The following is a 16,220-nucleotide window of genomic DNA, read 5'->3' on the forward strand; positions in this document are numbered from 1 at the left end:
CGATCCTCAACCTTGTGCCTTTTCATCACCAGGCAGCACATAATCTGTGCCTTCCCAAGGTGACAAATAGTCAAATGAGCGGAATTCTTGCGTCAGCTTCACTGGCTCATACACAACGCGCTGCAACTCTTCATTGTAACGCACTTCAACAAAGCCGGTCAGCGGGAAGTCTTTGCGCAAAGGGAACCCTTCAAAACCGTAATCGGTCAACAACCGACGAAGATCAGGGTGATTGACGAACAAAATGCCATACATGTCGTAGGCTTCACGCTCGAACCAATCAGCACCCGGATACACTTCACAAATTGAAGGTACAGGGGTGTCCTCATCTGTTTTTAGCTTCACACGAATACGCAAATTCTGTGTTGGGCTCAAAAAGTGATAAACCACATCAAAACGATCAACACGCTGTGGGTAATCCACACCGCAAATATCGATGATGCAGCTAAATTGACACTGATTGTCGTCACGCAGCAAACGCGCCACTTCAACAATTGAATCGGTGGTCACATTCAGGGTCAGTTCCCCAAAGCTGCTCTCAACCGATTGCACTGCTTCTGGCAGCTTCGCGCTGATATATTCGCCAAGTTCTGAAAGGGAAGAATCCATTTGCCCCCTACCCCTTATCGCTCAATTGTGCCGGTACGACGCAGCTTCTTTTGCAAAAGCAATACGCCATAAAGCAACGCTTCTGCTGTTGGAGGGCAACCAGGCACATAAATATCTACCGGCACCACGCGGTCACAACCGCGCACAACAGAATATGAATAGTGATAATAACCGCCGCCATTGGCGCAAGAGCCCATGGAAATCACATAGCGCGGTTCTGGCATTTGGTCATAAACCTTGCGCAAAGCTGGCGCCATTTTGTTCGTCAGCGTACCCGCAACGATCATCACGTCAGATTGACGTGGGGATGCCCGCGGCGCAAAACCAAACCGTTCCGCATCATAGCGCGGCATAGACATCTGCATCATTTCAACAGCGCAGCATGCCAAACCAAATGTCATCCACATTAACGAGCCAGTCCGCGCCCAATTGATCAAATCATCGGTCGCGGTTACCAAAAAGCCCTTATCAGCCAACTGGTCGTTCACATCTAGGAAAAACGGATCATCTGCCCCAATCGGCTTGCCGGTCTTGGGGTCGATAATACCTTTTGGCTGCGGCGCAACCAAAGTTGAATTATTTTCTAATCCCATTCCAACGCCCCTTTGCGCCATTCATAGATAAAGCCAATGGTCAAAACGCCCAAGAAAATCATCATGGCCCAGAAGCCGAACCAACCCACATCCTTAAACGCAACCGCCCAAGGGAAGAGGAAGGCGACCTCAAGGTCAAAAATGATGAACAAGATGGCGACAAGATAGAAGCGAATGTCGAACTTCATCCGCGCATCATCAAATGCTTCAAAACCACATTCATAGGCAGATACCTTTTCAGGATCTGGCCGCTTAATGGCAATAATGAATGGGGCAACCAAAAGCGCCAAACCGATCACTGCGGACAATCCAACAAAAATGATCACTGGCAGATACTGAGAGAGCAATTCGGTCATAATTGCTTTGCCTTTTTTGACAGCTGAAACTCAGCCAAAGAATTTGTTCCAAGTCAGACTCACCGAAATGAGCCGAAACTTTGATTTGGTACGGCTTACGCCAACGCCCTAACGGTTTCAAGGGCTTTAGCTTGAAATTTTTAAATTATCTCCCCAATCAAACCAAATTAGGCAGACAGCGTAAATAGTTTAAAAAACTTGATTTTTTAACTCATAAAAAAAAGAGCGCTCCTTTCGGAACGCTCCTTCAAACACTTTGTTGTGTGCATTCAACCTAGTTGAAGTACCAACGTGCTTTCGCATCAATTGCGTGGCTTGAAGTGCCCATGTCTGTGAATGACCAATTGTATTCAGAACCAATGGTCACGTCGTCAGATACGGCAAACTCGATACCAGCACCAGCGATACCAACAGCATCGCCGAAGTGATGGCCGATACCACCAACACCGTAAAGCAACACATCGTCAGATACCAAGTAACCCGCACGACCGGTTAGGTCATACTGAGCGCCATAATATGTGCCGCCATCATAGTTAGCTTGCGCTGAAACTTCGAAACCAAACACCATCTGGTCGAACTGTGTGTTCATACCAGCAAGAGCACCAATGCCCCAAACGTCTGATGCTGCATTTACATAAGCGCCGTTCACACCAGCATAAAAACGATTCCAGTCAAAACCAGGATCAGAATATGCAGGCTGTGCAGGTGCTGGTGTATAATCAATCACAGGGTCCGCAGCGGACGCGCCTGCCGTCATTGCTGCAGTTGCAAGTGCAGCAAGGGAAATTTTCTTCAAAATGCTCATAATTGCCTCCATGGCTCTCTTAAGCGTTACTCTCGGCATATGGGTTCCAATTTCCAAAACGCAACAGCAGAACATAAAGTTCCATCGCATTTTTAAAAATTTGCGCGCAAATTTAAGCGCAAAGGTTCCCTGATCACCTACGACTCAAACTTATAGGCAAAAGATGACCGTATTTAGTCTGAAATGTGGCAAAAGAGATTCATGGATAACAAAGTGTAAAAATGCCACACCGCTAAAAACGGTGTGACAAAACTGCGTAATGAAAAACGAGCGGGATTAGTTAAAGTACCATCTCATTTTGGCGTCAAACACGTGGCCTGTGGTGCCACCACCATCAGTAATATACGTATATTCACCGCCGAATGTCACATTGTCATGTACGGCAAATTCAATACCGCCACCAATGCCTGCAAACGTGCTACCGCTGTCATTGAATACAACGCCACCAGAAGCATAAATAAGAGCCTCAGGCGCTACAAGGTAACCCGCACGGCCAAATACGTCATACAACGCACCAGAATATGCTCCGCCGTTGTAATAGGCGGTACCCTGCACTTCCAAACCAAATACCCAATCACCAGACTGCATGTTCAGGCCGGCAAGCCCGCCAACACCTACATATTGAGTGCCATCGTTCATACCGCCTGCGCTTAGACCGATATAAAAACGATCCCAGTCAAATGTTGAAGAAGTCACAACCGGTGCAGGTTGTGTGTAGATAATTGGATCGGCTGCACTGGCAGCAGCAACCCCGGTGGCAATCATGGTCGTTGCCAGCAAAACAGATTTATACATTTTAGCCTCACCCTTTTATTAACTAAACGTAAAATTACGCTTGAGTTTAAAAAGAGTCAAATGACGAACGGGCTAATCCAACCAAAGCATCTGCTGCGGAAGTTATGTAAACCGACATTTTAAGGAAAAATGGCGGGAGTGACGGGACTCGAACCCGCGACCTCTGGCGTGACAGGCCAGCGCTCTAACCAACTGAGCTACACCCCCTTTAAAGAGAAAGTTCTCGTCAAAGAGTGCGCGTGGTTTAAAACTGATTAGCACCTTCTGTCAAGCGCCATTTTCAATCTTTATGACATTGTTTTCAAAGAGAAATAATTTCTTTTATCCAACTTTGTCGAACCACGACTTGGTACCAAAATGGTGGGCGGTGAGAGACTCGAACTCCCGACATCTTCGGTGTAAACGAAGCGCTCTACCAACTGAGCTAACCGCCCCCCGTTTGGTGATGCATCGTTTAGTGTGTTCTTTCGCGCTCGTCAACAAAAAAGGTCTCGATTTTCACCGAGACCTTCAAAAAAATGCAAAAAAATTTGCTTAGACTAGTTCACAGCGTCTTTGAGCTGCTTACCAGGCTTGAATTTTGGTACATTTGTCGCTGGGATATCAATTTCAGCGCCAGTAGCTGGGTTACGGCCTTTTGTGGCTTTACGGTGAGAAACCGCAAATGTGCCAAAGCCAACCAAGCGAACTTCGTTGCCATCTTTCAATGTGCCTGTAATCGCCTCAAAAACAGCGTCTACTGCGCTTGCGGCGTCTGCTTTAGTCAAACCAGCTTTTTCCGCTGTTGCAGCGACCAAATCATTTTTGTTCATTAGTCCATCCTCATTTTTTGGCCCGACTTACTTTTGTCAGGCAATACGCATGAACCTTTTGACGATTCTTTGGCAAACGCAAGGAAATCCGGCGATTTCCGAGGGTTTTTAGGCAAAAAAAGAGCGGAAAAGTCGCCTTTCCCGCTCCAAATCACTGAAATTGTGGAAAACCCTAGTGTGCAACCACTGAAGAGCCCTCGCCTTTTTCGGCTTCTTTGCTGGCCGCATAGGCCTCAAAGTCCCACTCAATCGGCTCTGGCACTTCAACCAGAGCGTGTTTGAGAACCTCTTCCATTTGCTTCACAGGAACAATTTCAAGCCCCTCTTTCACAATGTCAGGCACCTCTGTCAGGTCGCGCACATTTTCTTCGGGAATCAGTACTTTTTTGATTCCCCCGCGCAACGCAGCCAAAAGCTTCTCTTTAAGCCCACCAATTGGCAGCACACGGCCTCGCAAGGTGATTTCACCCGTCATCGCCACATCGTGACGCACCGGAATGCCTGTCATTACGGAAACGATGGCTGTTGCCATGCCAATACCGGCTGAAGGGCCGTCTTTTGGCGTTGCCCCTTCTGGCACGTGCACGTGAATGTCACGCGAATCAAATTTCGGCGGTTCAATGCCGAAATCAACAGCACGAGACCGCACATAGGTGGCCGCAGCTGAAATTGATTCTTTCATCACGTCCTTCAAGTTGCCAGTCACGGTCATTTTGCCTTTACCGTGGGTCATTACCCCCTCAATGGTTAGCATTTCGCCGCCAACTTGGGTCCAGGCAAGGCCTGTCACCACGCCAACTTGAGGATCAAGCTCAATTTCACCATAGCGATGCTTTGGTGGGCCCAAATATTCTTCGATCTTTTCCACATCGAGCATGATGGACTTCTTTTTCTCATCCATCATCAATTCGGTCACCGCTTTACGCATCAGATTCGCAACTTCGCGCTTCAAATTACGCACACCAGCTTCTCGTGTGTACCGACGAATCAAAAATTCGAGGCCTTTATCTGGCAATGCGATCTCTGACGTTTCCAAACCGTGCTCTTTAATGGCTTCAGGAATCAAATGCTGACGGGCAATTTCCATCTTTTCGATTTCTGTGTAGCCAGACAGACGGATAATCTCCATCCGGTCGAGCAATGGGCCCGGAATGTTCAGCGTGTTGGCTGTGGTGATGAACATCACATCAGACAAATCAAAATCCACTTCCAGATAATGATCTGAGAAGCTGTTATTTTGTTCTGGGTCCAACACTTCCAGCAAAGCGGAACTTGGGTCACCGCGGAAATCCATCCCCATCTTGTCGATCTCATCGAGCAAGAACATTGGGTTAGATTTGCCAACCTTCTTCATAGACTGAATCACTTTGCCCGGCATCGAACCAATATAGGTCCGACGGTGGCCACGAATCTCAGCTTCGTCGCGCACACCACCCAAAGACATGCGGGCAAATTCCCGCCCGGTGGCCTTCGCAATGGATTTACCAAGTGAGGTTTTACCCACACCTGGAGGGCCAACAAGACAAAGAATCGGACCTTTCAGCTTGCCCGTGCGGCTTTGCACAGCAAGATATTCAATGATCCGCTCTTTAACTTTCTCAAGACCATAGTGATCGTGATCCAACACCTCTTGTGAGAAGTTCAGATCGCGCTTGATCTTTGATTTTTTGCCCCAAGGCAAACCAAGCAACCAATCAAGATAGTTGCGCACAACCGTCGCTTCGGCAGACATCGGGCTCATGGCTTTAAGCTTTTTCAGCTCTGCCTTGGCCTTGTCCTTCGCCTCTTTCGACAATTTGGTCTTTTTGATCCGCTCTTCAAGCTCTGTCAGCTCGTCCGCGCCATCTTCAGAATCACCCAGCTCTTTCTGAATGGCCTTCATTTGCTCATTCAAATAATATTCACGCTGAGTTTTCTCCATCTGCCGCTTCACGCGGGTGCGGATACGTTTTTCAACTTGCAGAACACCAATTTCGCCTTCCATCAGTTCCAAAACGCGCTCTAAGCGCCCCGGCACTGATGTAATCGACAAAATATCCTGCTTGTCTTGGATCTTCACAGCCAAATGTGAGGCGATTGTATCGGCAAGTTTCGAATGTTCCTCAATCTGCGATACCGCGCCCACCACTTCTGGCGACACTTTTTTGTTCAGCTTGACGTAATTTTCAAACTCATTCACCGCAGAGCGTGCCAAGGCTTCCGCCTCAACTTCGTCATGCTCTTCGGTTTCCATCGCTGTCGCTTTGGCTTCGTAATATTCGTCAGTACGTACAAATTCTTCGATGCTGGCGCGTGACAAGCCTTCAATCAAAACCTTCACAGTGCCATCCGGCAATTTCAGCAATTGCAGCACAGAGGCAATGGTGCCCACGTCAAACACGTCTTCTGGTGAAGGGTCGTCTTCTTGCGCATTCTTTTGGGTCACAACAAGAATGTTCTTGTCGTCACGCATCACTTCTTCAAGTGCTTTTACAGATTTTTCGCGTCCCACAAATAGCGGCACAATCATGCCTGGGAAGGCCACGATGTCGCGCAAAGGCAAAACGGGATAAACCCGGCTTTCGCCTGGAGCCAAATCAAGTTCAGTTGTCTTGGATTCGGACATAAAAATTCCTTTCATCAACCAGAATTGATTTCCCAAATAAAGCGGCGAAACCAACCCTGTTCTGGACCGACAATGGGTCACGCAAATGGCCACGCCCATGCACGGACGCACCAAGACTCATTGAAACTATTAGATAGGAAGTTTTGGCGGCCCTACAAGTGCTTTGCAGGGCCAAATCACAAAACTTTACGCGCCGGCTTCCAGCTCTTCTTCTTTGCGGTCAGCATAGATATAGAGGGGACGTGCGTCCTTATCCTCAACCACATCTTCGCTGATCACAACTTCTTCCACGCCTTCTAGCGATGGAAGGTCATACATAGTGTCGAGCAAAATGCCTTCCATGATGGAACGCAAACCACGAGCACCTGTTTTCCGCTCAATCGCTTGGCGAGCAATCGCTGCAAGCGCATCGTCATGGAAGGTCAGTTCAACATCTTCCATCTGGAACAAGCGCTGATATTGGCGAACGAGCGCGTTCTTCGGCTCTGTCAAAATCTGAACAAGGGCACCCTCGTCCAAATCTTCCAATGTTGCGATCACAGGCAAACGGCCAATAAATTCTGGGATCAAACCGAACTTCACCAAATCTTCTGGCTCAACTTCAGCAAACACTTCACCCAAACGACGATCTTTCGGATCGCTCACTTCGGCATCAAAACCAATTGAGCTGTGCTCACCACGCTCAGCAATAACTTTTTCAAGCCCCGCAAAAGCACCACCCACAATGAACAGGATGTTCGTTGTGTCCACTTGCAGGAACTCCTGCTGCGGGTGCTTACGTCCACCTTGCGGCGGCACACTTGCCACGGTGCCTTCCATGATTTTCAACAAAGCCTGTTGAACACCCTCGCCTGAAACGTCACGAGTGATGGATGGGTTGTCAGACTTCCGAGAAATCTTGTCCACCTCATCGATATAAACGATACCGCGCTGCGCTTTCTCAACATTGTAGTCAGAAGCCTGCAACAGCTTGAGGATGATGTTTTCTACGTCTTCACCCACATAACCGGCTTCAGTCAAAGTGGTGGCGTCAGCCATGGTGAACGGTACATCAATGATGCGCGCCAATGTTTGCGCCAAATAGGTTTTACCGCAACCAGTTGGACCAATCAGCAAAATGTTGGACTTGGCCAACTCAATGTCCTGATTTTTCGTCGCATGGTTCAAGCGCTTATAATGGTTGTGCACCGCCACTGACAAAACGCGTTTTGCCCGGGCTTGCCCAATCACATAATCGTCAAGCACTTCGCAGATTTCTGCCGGTGCCATCACGCCATCTGAGGACTTCACCGTAGAAGATTTATTCTCTTCACGGATGATATCCATGCAAAGCTCAACACACTCATCGCAGATGAAAACGGTAGGTCCGGCAATTAGCTTGCGCACTTCATGCTGGGATTTACCGCAGAATGAGCAGTAAAGCGTATTTTTTGAGCTGTCGCCGTTACCGTTATCTTTTGTCATTAAAGCACTCCTGAATGTGCATTTTTAGCAGCATATTTTTAAAACGCTATCACTTGCAAATAAACAAACCGTAAGCGTTTTTGATACCTTAGCTTTTCTCATCTTAACGCGCAAATTGCGGAAATAGGCACCAAATGTGTCATTTTTCCGCCATTTGCAGCAAAGCGCGCGCCCTATTCGCCGGGCACCGCGCGCTTTTCGTAAACTTTATCAACAAGGCCGAAATCTTTCGCGTCTTGGGCAGACATGAAATTGTCACGCTCCAAAGCCCGCTCAATTGTTTCGTAATCTTGGCCTGTGTGCTTCACATAGATCTCATTCAAGCGCCGCTTGAGGTTCTCTGTGTGCTTGGCATGGATCAAAATGTCCGTCGCTGTGCCCTGATAACCGCCAGAAGGCTGGTGCACCATCACAGAAGCATTCGGCAACACGCCGCGCATGCCCTCGTCGCCAGCTGCCAACAACAATGACCCCATTGAAGCCGCCTGACCTACACACAAGGTAGAGATTTTCGGGCGGATAAACTGCATGGTGTCATAAATTGACAATCCAGCTGTCACAACACCGCCAGGCGAGTTGATATACATTGCAATCTCTTTCTTGGGGTTTTCACTCTCCAAGAACAAAAGCTGCGCCACAATCAAAGACGCCATATTGTCTTCAACCGGTCCGGTCACAAAGATAATGCGCTCACGCAACAAGCGTGAGAAAATATCAAAAGAACGCTCCCCACGGTTGCTTTGCTCTACAACCATTGGCACCAGCGTGTTGGTCAACATATCCATCGGATCTTTCATACGTTCCACCTTCTTTGCAATCGAATCGGTTATTTCGATCAGATATGATCCTGTCTTAACTTAGCGTAAAGCCGGGAGATAGGCCCAAAAACCAAGTCATTCAAGTCACGGTTAATTTATTCGCTCACCGCCATCAGCGCATTTGGCAGCTGCGCCACAATGTCTGAAGCAATTAAACCTTCTTTTCCAAATTGTTGCGCACACATCCCATGTATATAGGTGCCCGCACATGCCGCTTCAAATCCGCCCATGCCGCGTGCCAGCATGCCGCCAATTATCCCCGATAAAACATCGCCTGAACCCGCCGTTGCCAGAATGGCCGGCGCATTTGCATTGATCACTGCACGTCCATCGGGCGAACCGATTACCGTGTCAGCCCCTTTTAAAAGAACTTGCGCACCGCTCAACTCAGCAGCCATGCGCACTTTTTGCACCTTGTTCGCGCCCGCAGCAACTGTACCAAACAGACGCTCAAACTCACCACCATGCGGTGTCAGCACAACATTGTTGCCACCATATTTATGAATATGGTCGAACAATGACTTTGGATCACTTGAAAATGCGGTCAGGGCGTCAGCATCTAACACACATGCGCGCTTGGCCGCAATGGTCGTCAAAACCTGATCGCGCAATTGTGCACTGGCGCCAGCCCCCGGCCCCAAGATCACGCAATTATACCGCTCATCAGCCAACAACTCGTCAATGGGCGCGGGCTTTAGCATAATTTCGGTCACATGCGCCGCTTGCGCTGTAAGGCCTGCCTGCTCCCCAAATAAGGACACAAGGCCCGCACCCGCTCTCAACGCCGCCATTGCACTCAACCGAGCAGCGCCGCCCCTCAGTTCATCACCTGAGAGCACCAAACAGTGGCCACGACTATATTTATGGCCTCCTGCTTCATATGGCGGCACAGTCCAAAGGTCGGGACCATTGCGCCAAATTGAGGGTTTGATTTTGGCCAACACATTTTCGGCAATCCCGATTTGCCCCAAATGCACATCGCCACAATTGCTCATACCGGGCAGCAAAAAATGTCCGGGTTTCAACCGAAAGAAGCTCACACTCGCCAGCGCCCGCACCGCAGTGCCGCGCACTTCACCCGTTTCACCGTCAATGCCACTCGGTACATCCACCGCTACAATAGGCTTGTTAGTGCGGTTCAGTCGTTTAATTAGTTCGGCGTACGTACCAATAATATCTCGATCTAATCCCGCGCCGAATAACGCATCAACAAGCAAATCACTTTCGCCCAACACATCATTCACGGGGCTGTCGTCTTTGCCCCACAAATCCAAATGCTTTTGCGCCGCTTCGCCCAGCTTATCGCGCGCGCCTAAAAATGTTAGTTTGACAGACCAACCTGCATCACGCAGCAAGCGACCAACCACAAACCCGTCACCGCCATTATTGCCCGGCCCGCAAACAATGCCCACGCTACATTTTTGAAAATGTGTGGTGATGTAATCCGCAACAACTTGCCCGGCATTTTGCATCAGCTCAAATTCGGGCACACCCTGCTGAATGGTCAAGCGATCCGCTTCACTCATCTGTTTTGGCGTCAGCAATATTGAATGTGATTCTCGTGTCATGACCTCAGTCTGACACAGCACATGGATAAATTTCTATCCCAAACAACAAGTAAGGGTTTCGCGGTATTCGCCCCACAAAACCCAAAGTCAATTAGGCCGCAGCGTGCACGCCACCAGATTTCCGAGACCAGGCCAGCGCAATCGCAGTTACGCCATTGCTCAACAGCTCAACGGCCAACATCACGCCCAGCGCAACGACGGCTGAACCTGGGAAATTGCTGAGAATCATCAGCCCCAGCAAAATTGAAATAATGCCAGAGACGATGACAGCCCATTTCAACGCACTGTCATGCACACGAAAACCCACAATGAGTTTAAAGATTCCCGAAACGAGAAACATCAAACCCAAAACAACGGTCAATGTGATGATGCCAGCCAGCGGATTCATCACCAAACTGATTCCGGCTAGCAGAGCGACAACACCCAATAGGATTGTCCAAAGGCGCCCGCCCCATTCTTCTTCGCGAAATGCATTGATAATCTGCGCAACGCCAATCACCAAAAACGACCATCCGGCCAAAAGCTCTGCAGCCAACGTCGCGCCAAATGGATTAAGCAACGCCAAAATACCTGCCAATACAGATAGGCAGCCCAAAACAAACAAAATCATCCAATTTTTTGATAGATCTGACATGATTACCTCCCCTGAATTATGCCAAACACCTATCACAACATAAGATATGCTGAATTTTGCACACTTTTAATAAAATCATCGAGAAACAAAAAAAGGCCGCCCGAAGGCGACCTTAATTCAATCAACTAAATCTCGAAGGAGATTTTAGTCGTGGTTGTGTGGCTCGAGGTCTTCCTCTTCGCTCTCTTCAACCAACTTGATCAATTCGTCTTTGGTGACTTTCTTGTCAGTCACTTCAGCCAATTCAATCACGTAATCAACAACTTTATCTTCGAAGATCGGTGCGCGAAGACCAGCCAAAGCTTGCTGGTTGTTGCGGAAATAGTCATATACCTGCTGCTCTTGGCCAGGATATTTCTGAACTTCCGCGATCAAAGCACGTTGGTGCTCTTCTTCGGTCACTTCGATTTCGTTTTTGTTGCCGATTTCAGCAATCACAAGGCCCAAACGCACCCGACGGTCAGCAATGCCGCGATATTCTTCGCGTGCTTTCTCTTCGGTTGTGCCCTCATCTTCAAAGCTGCGACCATGATGCTCAATATCGTGCATCACGCGATCCCAAATGCCTTTGAACTCAAGGTCAACCAACTGCTCAGGCACATCAAATTTGTGCGCATCGTCCAAAGCGTCCAAAACTTCACGCTTTACACGACGACGGGTCAAACCGTCCAACTGGCCTTTAAGCTGATCTGTGATCATCTCACGAAGCTGCGCGATTGATTCAAGACCCAATGTTTTGGCGAACTCGTCATCAATCTCAACTTTAGCAGGTGTTTCCACCTCAAAAACTTCCACATCAAATGTAGCGTCTTTGCCAGCCAAGTTTTCAGCGCGATAGTCCTCAGGGAACTTCACTTCAACAACTTTTTTGTCGCCTTTTTTCAAGCCAACAAGTTGCTCTTCAAAGCCTGGGATAAACTGGCCAGAACCAATCACCAATGGTGTTGAATCTGATTGACCACCGTCAAATGGCTCGCCGTCAACTTTGCCCAAGAAAGACATTGTTACACGGTCGCCATTTTCCACTTTGCCGTCTTTGGCTTCAAATGGACGATTTTGGTCGATAACTGCATTGAATTGCTCGTCGACTTCTTTTTCGTCAACTTCAACAACTGGACGTTCAATTTTGATTTTCTTGAAGTCCATCAATTCAACATTTGGCAAAATTTCATATGCCACAGTGAAGTCCAAATCAGACTCACCTTCGAAAACTTTGTTCAAAACAGCTTCGTCTTCGCCAAAGTCAATTTCTGGCTGCGCAGCTGCTTTTTCGTCGCGTTCGTTCAAGGTAGACTGAACAGAGCTGTTCACGCTCTCTTGAATCACGTCACCCATTACAGAACGGCCATAAACTTTTTTCAAATGCGCAAAAGGAACTTTGCCAGGACGGAACCCTTTAATGTTCACTTGGCCTTTAAGTTCATTCAATTTGGCATCGAGCTTTTCGTTGAGCTCAGAAGCCGGAATGCTCATTTCAAGCTTACGCTTCAGCCCTTCATTGAGGGTTTCAGAAACCTGCATGCGGAAAATCCCGTTCTTTAATTCGATCGATCAGTGCTCGCTGGGGATGATGGTGCGGGTGGAGGGACTTGAACCCCCACGCCTGCGGCACCAGAACCTAAATCTGGCGTGTCTACCAATTTCACCACACCCGCTAAAATTATTCCCTCAGCGATGAAGTCGGCGCTGGGTCTAACCCAATTGCAAACAACAGTCAAAGCACTTTCGTGATTTTTTTGCCCTAAATATGGAAAAACTGTCATTTTTTCCAATTTACCCCCAAATTCTGGGCCGAATGGCAGCGTAAATTTATTCGATGAGCAAAAAACCCCTCACGCACGCGCTGCCTAAAAAAGCGGCAATTTGCCTAAAAATTAGGCATTTCATAAAAATTACCCCTGCCCCATTTTTGCGCAAATCAACTTAAACTGCTGATTTTGTTGCTCTTTGCCATGCGCGCCAAAACTGGCACGCCTCATGCATTGTATATCGCAAACGAACCAGCCTTATGGAGAATAGGTCTCGTGAAAAAAATTGAAGCTATTGTGAAGCCATTTAAGCTCGATGAGGTCAAAGAGGCCCTTCAGGACGCTGGCTTTCAGGGGATTACAGTTACCGAGGTAAAGGGCTTTGGCCGTCAAAAGGGCCATACAGAGCTTTATCGCGGCGCAGAATATGTGGTGGATTTTCTGCCTAAAGTGAAAATCGAGATCGTGGTTGCGGACCATATGGCTGAAGAAGCTGTCGAAGCCATTCGCAACGCGGCGCAAACCGGCCGCATCGGCGACGGTAAGATTTTCGTTTCCACCATCGACCAAGCCATTCGGATTCGTACCGGTGAAACCGGCGACGACGCCATCTAAATAAACAAACCTGTCAAACAACAAACCCAGTCAAGGGAAATTAGGATAGATCAAATGACTTCTGCTAATGACATTTTGAAAAGAATTAAAGACGAAGACGTTCAGTTCGTTGATTTGCGCTTCACCGATCCACGGGGCAAGCTGCAACACGTGACAATGGACGTGTCCGCTGTTGATGAAGACATGTTTGAAGATGGCGTAATGTTTGACGGCTCATCAATCGGTGGCTGGAAAGCCATCAACGAGTCAGACATGGTTTTGATGCCAGACAATGAAACTGTGCACATTGACCCATTCTTTGGCCAATCAACACTCGCGATCAATTGCGACATTCTTGAGCCTGCCTCATACGAAGCATACAACCGCGACCCACGCACAACAGCCAAAAAAGCCGAAGCATATGTAAAATCTTCCGGCATTGGTGACACTGTTGTTGTTGGTCCAGAGCCTGAATTCTTCATCTTTGACGATGTTCGCTTTAAAGCTGATCCATACAACACAAGCTTCCAGCTTGATAACATTGAGTTGCCAACCAACACTGACACTCAATATGAAGCTGGCAACATGGGTCACCATATCGGCCAGAAAAAAGGCTACTTCCCTGTTCCTCCTTTGGACAGCGCGCAAGACATGCGTTCAGAAATGCTGACCGTTTTGAAAGAAATGGGCGTAACTGTTGAAAAGCACCACCACGAAGTGGCGTCTGCTCAGCACGAATTGGGGATCAAGTTTGACACATTGACCCGCATTGCTGACCAAGTGCAAATCTACAAATATGGCGTGCACCAAGTTGCTCAAGCTTACGGCAAAACTGCAACCTTTATGCCAAAGCCAGTTTATGGCGATAACGGCACAGGCATGCACTGCCACTTGTCAATCTGGAAAGATGGCAAACCAAACTTTGCTGGCGATGGCTATGCAGGCTTGTCAGAGCAGTGCTTGCACTTCATTGGCGGCATCATCAAGCACGCTAAAGCAACAAATGCCTTCACAAACCCATCAACCAACTCTTACAAGCGTTTGGTTCCAGGTTTTGAAGCACCAGTATTGTTGGCTTACTCAGCGCGTAACCGTTCAGCCTCTTGCCGTATTCCGTTTGGTTCCTCACCAAAAGCCAAGCGTGTTGAAGTGCGTTACCCAGATCCAATGGCCAACCCATACTTGGCATTCTCAGCCTTGTTGATGGCTGGCCTTGACGGCATCAAAAACAAAATCAATCCAGGCGATCCAATGGATAAAGATTTGTATGAATTGCCAGCTGAAGAGTTGAAAGAAATCCCAACTGTAGCGTCTTCATTGCGTGAAGCTTTGGAAGCGTTGGACGCAGACCGCGACTTCTTGAAAGCCGGTGGCGTGTTTGATGACGATCAGATCGATTCCTACATCGCATTGAAGATGGAAGAAGTGATCCGCTTCGAACATACACCTCACCCAGTTGAGTTTGATATGTATTATTCCGCTTAGGAATTCACTCCTATCCCCTAGGTAGCAATACCTAAAACTTAGGGCGCCATTTCGGCGCCCTCTTTTTTTGTGCTCAAATCAGAAGCAGCGTGAAGCCTATTCAACGGTGCGCGGCGCAATCTTGCTGCCATCCTCAATCGCAGCTGAAGGATAAAGCACCACGTCATCACCTGCACTCAGCCCGCTTTCCACTTGCGTTAGAACGCCATCGCTCTGACCAACTTCAATCGCTGTCAATCGTGCAACGCCTTCATTGGCCACAAATACTGACCATTGCCCATTCTCCTTGAACAAGGCGCTTGCAGGCACCAACAAAACATCGTTCGCCTGCCAAACAATAATGCCCACTTCCAAGCGGTATCCATGGCCAAGCGCCAAACGTTCCTCAGCAGGCGTCAACAGCTCAATCTCAACCTGAACCCGCTGCTCTTCCACACCCAGCGCAGAATATTTGGTTGCCCCAAACGGATGCACCCGCTTCACTTTGCCCTGCAAATCATTGGGTCCGCCCCAATCCCGCAACACAACCGGGTCACCTTCATCCACTTGCACAGCATCCGATGAAATCAATTCAGCGATCACTTCCAGATCAGCCGAAACATCTCCGATCTCCATAATCGGCGCGCCCGCAGGTAATGTCGTGGCGCTCTCCTGCAACACCTGCAAAATGCGCCCATTGATGGGGGAAAAAAGCGGAATATCATCTGCTTGCGCTAAATCATCCGGACCATTTAGCCCCAAATCATCACGCCCATTTATGCTCGCCTGCGCATTAGCCAATTCAGCTTCGCGCATCGCAATCGCCGCCTCTGCGGTTTCTCGGTTGGCACGGCTCGCGCGTAGATTACCCTCCGCACGCTCCAAAGCAGCTTCGCTTTCCACACCACGTTCTGAAAGGGAACGGGTTCGGCTATAGGCTGCTTCGGCCAGCTCTTCACTCGCCATAGCCGCATTCAAATTCGCTTCCGCAACACGCACCGCTGCTCGTGCCACATCAACCGCTGCCAAAGCCTGTTCGCGCGTACGGCTGTCTAACACAGCCGGGTTGGTGGGCCGCATTTTGGCGACTATGGTTTTGCCCTTGGTCACCTCATCACCAGCATGCATTTCAACCCGCAGCAGTCGGCCAGCCACTGGCGTGGAAACAATATAAGTTTCGCTCACCAGCGTGCGCCCTTCCTCGTCAATGGTCACTGCAAGGTCACCCCGATGCACCTGCCCCAAATCCACTTCGGTTGGCTTTGGCATCAAAGTCAGCGCAATCGTGGCGGAAACCGCAGCAAGCCCGACAATGATAAATAGATTTCGAGAAATTTTTGCACGTTTTGGCATGG

The 16,220-nt window shown here is 48.6% G+C and carries 15 protein-coding genes and 3 tRNA genes; 2 read left to right on the forward strand and 16 right to left on the reverse strand.

The window, feature by feature from the left end:
* Positions 1–6 precede the first annotated feature (6 nt).
* From ATL17_RS01915 to ATL17_RS01985, 15 genes are all read right to left on the reverse strand, one after another.
* Positions 7–609: an NADH-quinone oxidoreductase subunit C gene (locus tag ATL17_RS01915; protein ID WP_133571088.1), complete on the reverse strand. Its 603-nt coding sequence runs from the start codon at positions 607–609 to the stop codon at positions 7–9.
* A 14-nt stretch (positions 610–623) separates the two neighbouring features.
* On the reverse strand, positions 624–1,202 hold the full coding sequence (locus ATL17_RS01920; protein ID WP_133571089.1) for a NuoB/complex I 20 kDa subunit family protein: 579 nt from the start codon (positions 1,200–1,202) through the stop codon (positions 624–626).
* Positions 1,193–1,558, reverse strand: coding sequence for an NADH-quinone oxidoreductase subunit A (locus ATL17_RS01925; RefSeq protein WP_133571090.1), 366 nt, complete (start codon positions 1,556–1,558; stop codon positions 1,193–1,195). Before ATL17_RS01925 ends, ATL17_RS01920 begins: the two co-directional genes overlap by 10 nt.
* A 274-nt stretch (positions 1,559–1,832) precedes the next feature.
* Positions 1,833–2,363 carry an outer membrane protein gene (locus ATL17_RS01930; protein ID WP_133571091.1) on the reverse strand — a complete coding sequence of 177 codons (531 nt, stop codon included), beginning with the start codon at positions 2,361–2,363 and terminating at the stop codon, positions 1,833–1,835.
* Between the two features lie 276 nt (positions 2,364–2,639).
* Positions 2,640–3,158 (reverse strand): outer membrane protein, encoded by a 519-nt coding sequence (locus ATL17_RS01935; protein WP_133571092.1) that lies wholly within the window; start codon positions 3,156–3,158, stop codon positions 2,640–2,642.
* 130 nt (positions 3,159–3,288) lie between these two features.
* Positions 3,289–3,365 (reverse strand) — tRNA-Asp (locus ATL17_RS01940).
* Positions 3,366–3,516: 151 nt separating this feature from the next.
* A tRNA-Val gene (locus ATL17_RS01945) sits at positions 3,517–3,592 on the reverse strand.
* Positions 3,593–3,697: 105 nt separating this feature from the next.
* Positions 3,698–3,970, reverse strand: coding sequence for an HU family DNA-binding protein (locus ATL17_RS01950; protein WP_133571093.1), 273 nt, complete (start codon positions 3,968–3,970; stop codon positions 3,698–3,700).
* A 172-nt stretch (positions 3,971–4,142) separates the two neighbouring features.
* Positions 4,143–6,575, reverse strand: a complete 2,433-nt coding sequence (gene lon / locus ATL17_RS01955; RefSeq protein WP_133571094.1) for an endopeptidase La — start codon at positions 6,573–6,575, stop codon at positions 4,143–4,145.
* 186 nt (positions 6,576–6,761) lie between these two features.
* Complete coding sequence (clpX, locus tag ATL17_RS01960) at positions 6,762–8,039, reverse strand: ATP-dependent Clp protease ATP-binding subunit ClpX (RefSeq protein ID WP_133571095.1); 1,278 nt, start codon at positions 8,037–8,039, stop codon at positions 6,762–6,764.
* Positions 8,040–8,212: 173 nt separating this feature from the next.
* On the reverse strand, positions 8,213–8,836 hold the full coding sequence (locus ATL17_RS01965) for an ATP-dependent Clp protease proteolytic subunit (RefSeq protein ID WP_133571096.1): 624 nt from the start codon (positions 8,834–8,836) through the stop codon (positions 8,213–8,215).
* Between the two features lie 116 nt (positions 8,837–8,952).
* Positions 8,953–10,425, reverse strand: coding sequence for an NAD(P)H-hydrate dehydratase (locus ATL17_RS01970; protein ID WP_133571097.1), 1,473 nt, complete (start codon positions 10,423–10,425; stop codon positions 8,953–8,955).
* A gap of 91 nt (positions 10,426–10,516) precedes the next feature.
* Positions 10,517–11,059 carry an HdeD family acid-resistance protein gene (locus tag ATL17_RS01975; RefSeq protein ID WP_133571098.1) on the reverse strand — a complete coding sequence of 181 codons (543 nt, stop codon included), beginning with the start codon at positions 11,057–11,059 and terminating at the stop codon, positions 10,517–10,519.
* Positions 11,060–11,203: 144 nt separating this feature from the next.
* Positions 11,204–12,580 (reverse strand): trigger factor, encoded by a 1,377-nt coding sequence (gene tig / locus ATL17_RS01980; RefSeq protein ID WP_133571099.1) that lies wholly within the window; start codon positions 12,578–12,580, stop codon positions 11,204–11,206.
* Between the two features lie 50 nt (positions 12,581–12,630).
* Positions 12,631–12,714 (reverse strand) — tRNA-Leu (locus ATL17_RS01985).
* A 369-nt stretch (positions 12,715–13,083) separates the two neighbouring features.
* Between ATL17_RS01985 and ATL17_RS01990 the strand changes: the two genes are divergently transcribed.
* Entirely contained in the window at positions 13,084–13,422 is a 339-nt protein-coding gene (locus ATL17_RS01990; protein ID WP_133571100.1) for a P-II family nitrogen regulator, read from the forward strand.
* A gap of 54 nt (positions 13,423–13,476) precedes the next feature.
* On the forward strand, positions 13,477–14,886 hold the full coding sequence (gene glnA, locus ATL17_RS01995) for a type I glutamate--ammonia ligase (protein ID WP_133571101.1): 1,410 nt from the start codon (positions 13,477–13,479) through the stop codon (positions 14,884–14,886).
* Between the two features lie 96 nt (positions 14,887–14,982).
* Here glnA and ATL17_RS02000 read toward each other — a convergent pair whose 3' ends face one another.
* Entirely contained in the window at positions 14,983–16,218 is a 1,236-nt protein-coding gene (locus tag ATL17_RS02000; protein ID WP_133571102.1) for an efflux RND transporter periplasmic adaptor subunit, read from the reverse strand.
* Positions 16,219–16,220: the final 2 nt, after the last annotated feature.

Origin of the sequence: Maritalea mobilis, assembly GCF_004363175.1 — a bacterium.
GTDB lineage: Bacteria > Pseudomonadota > Alphaproteobacteria > Rhizobiales > Devosiaceae > Maritalea > Maritalea mobilis.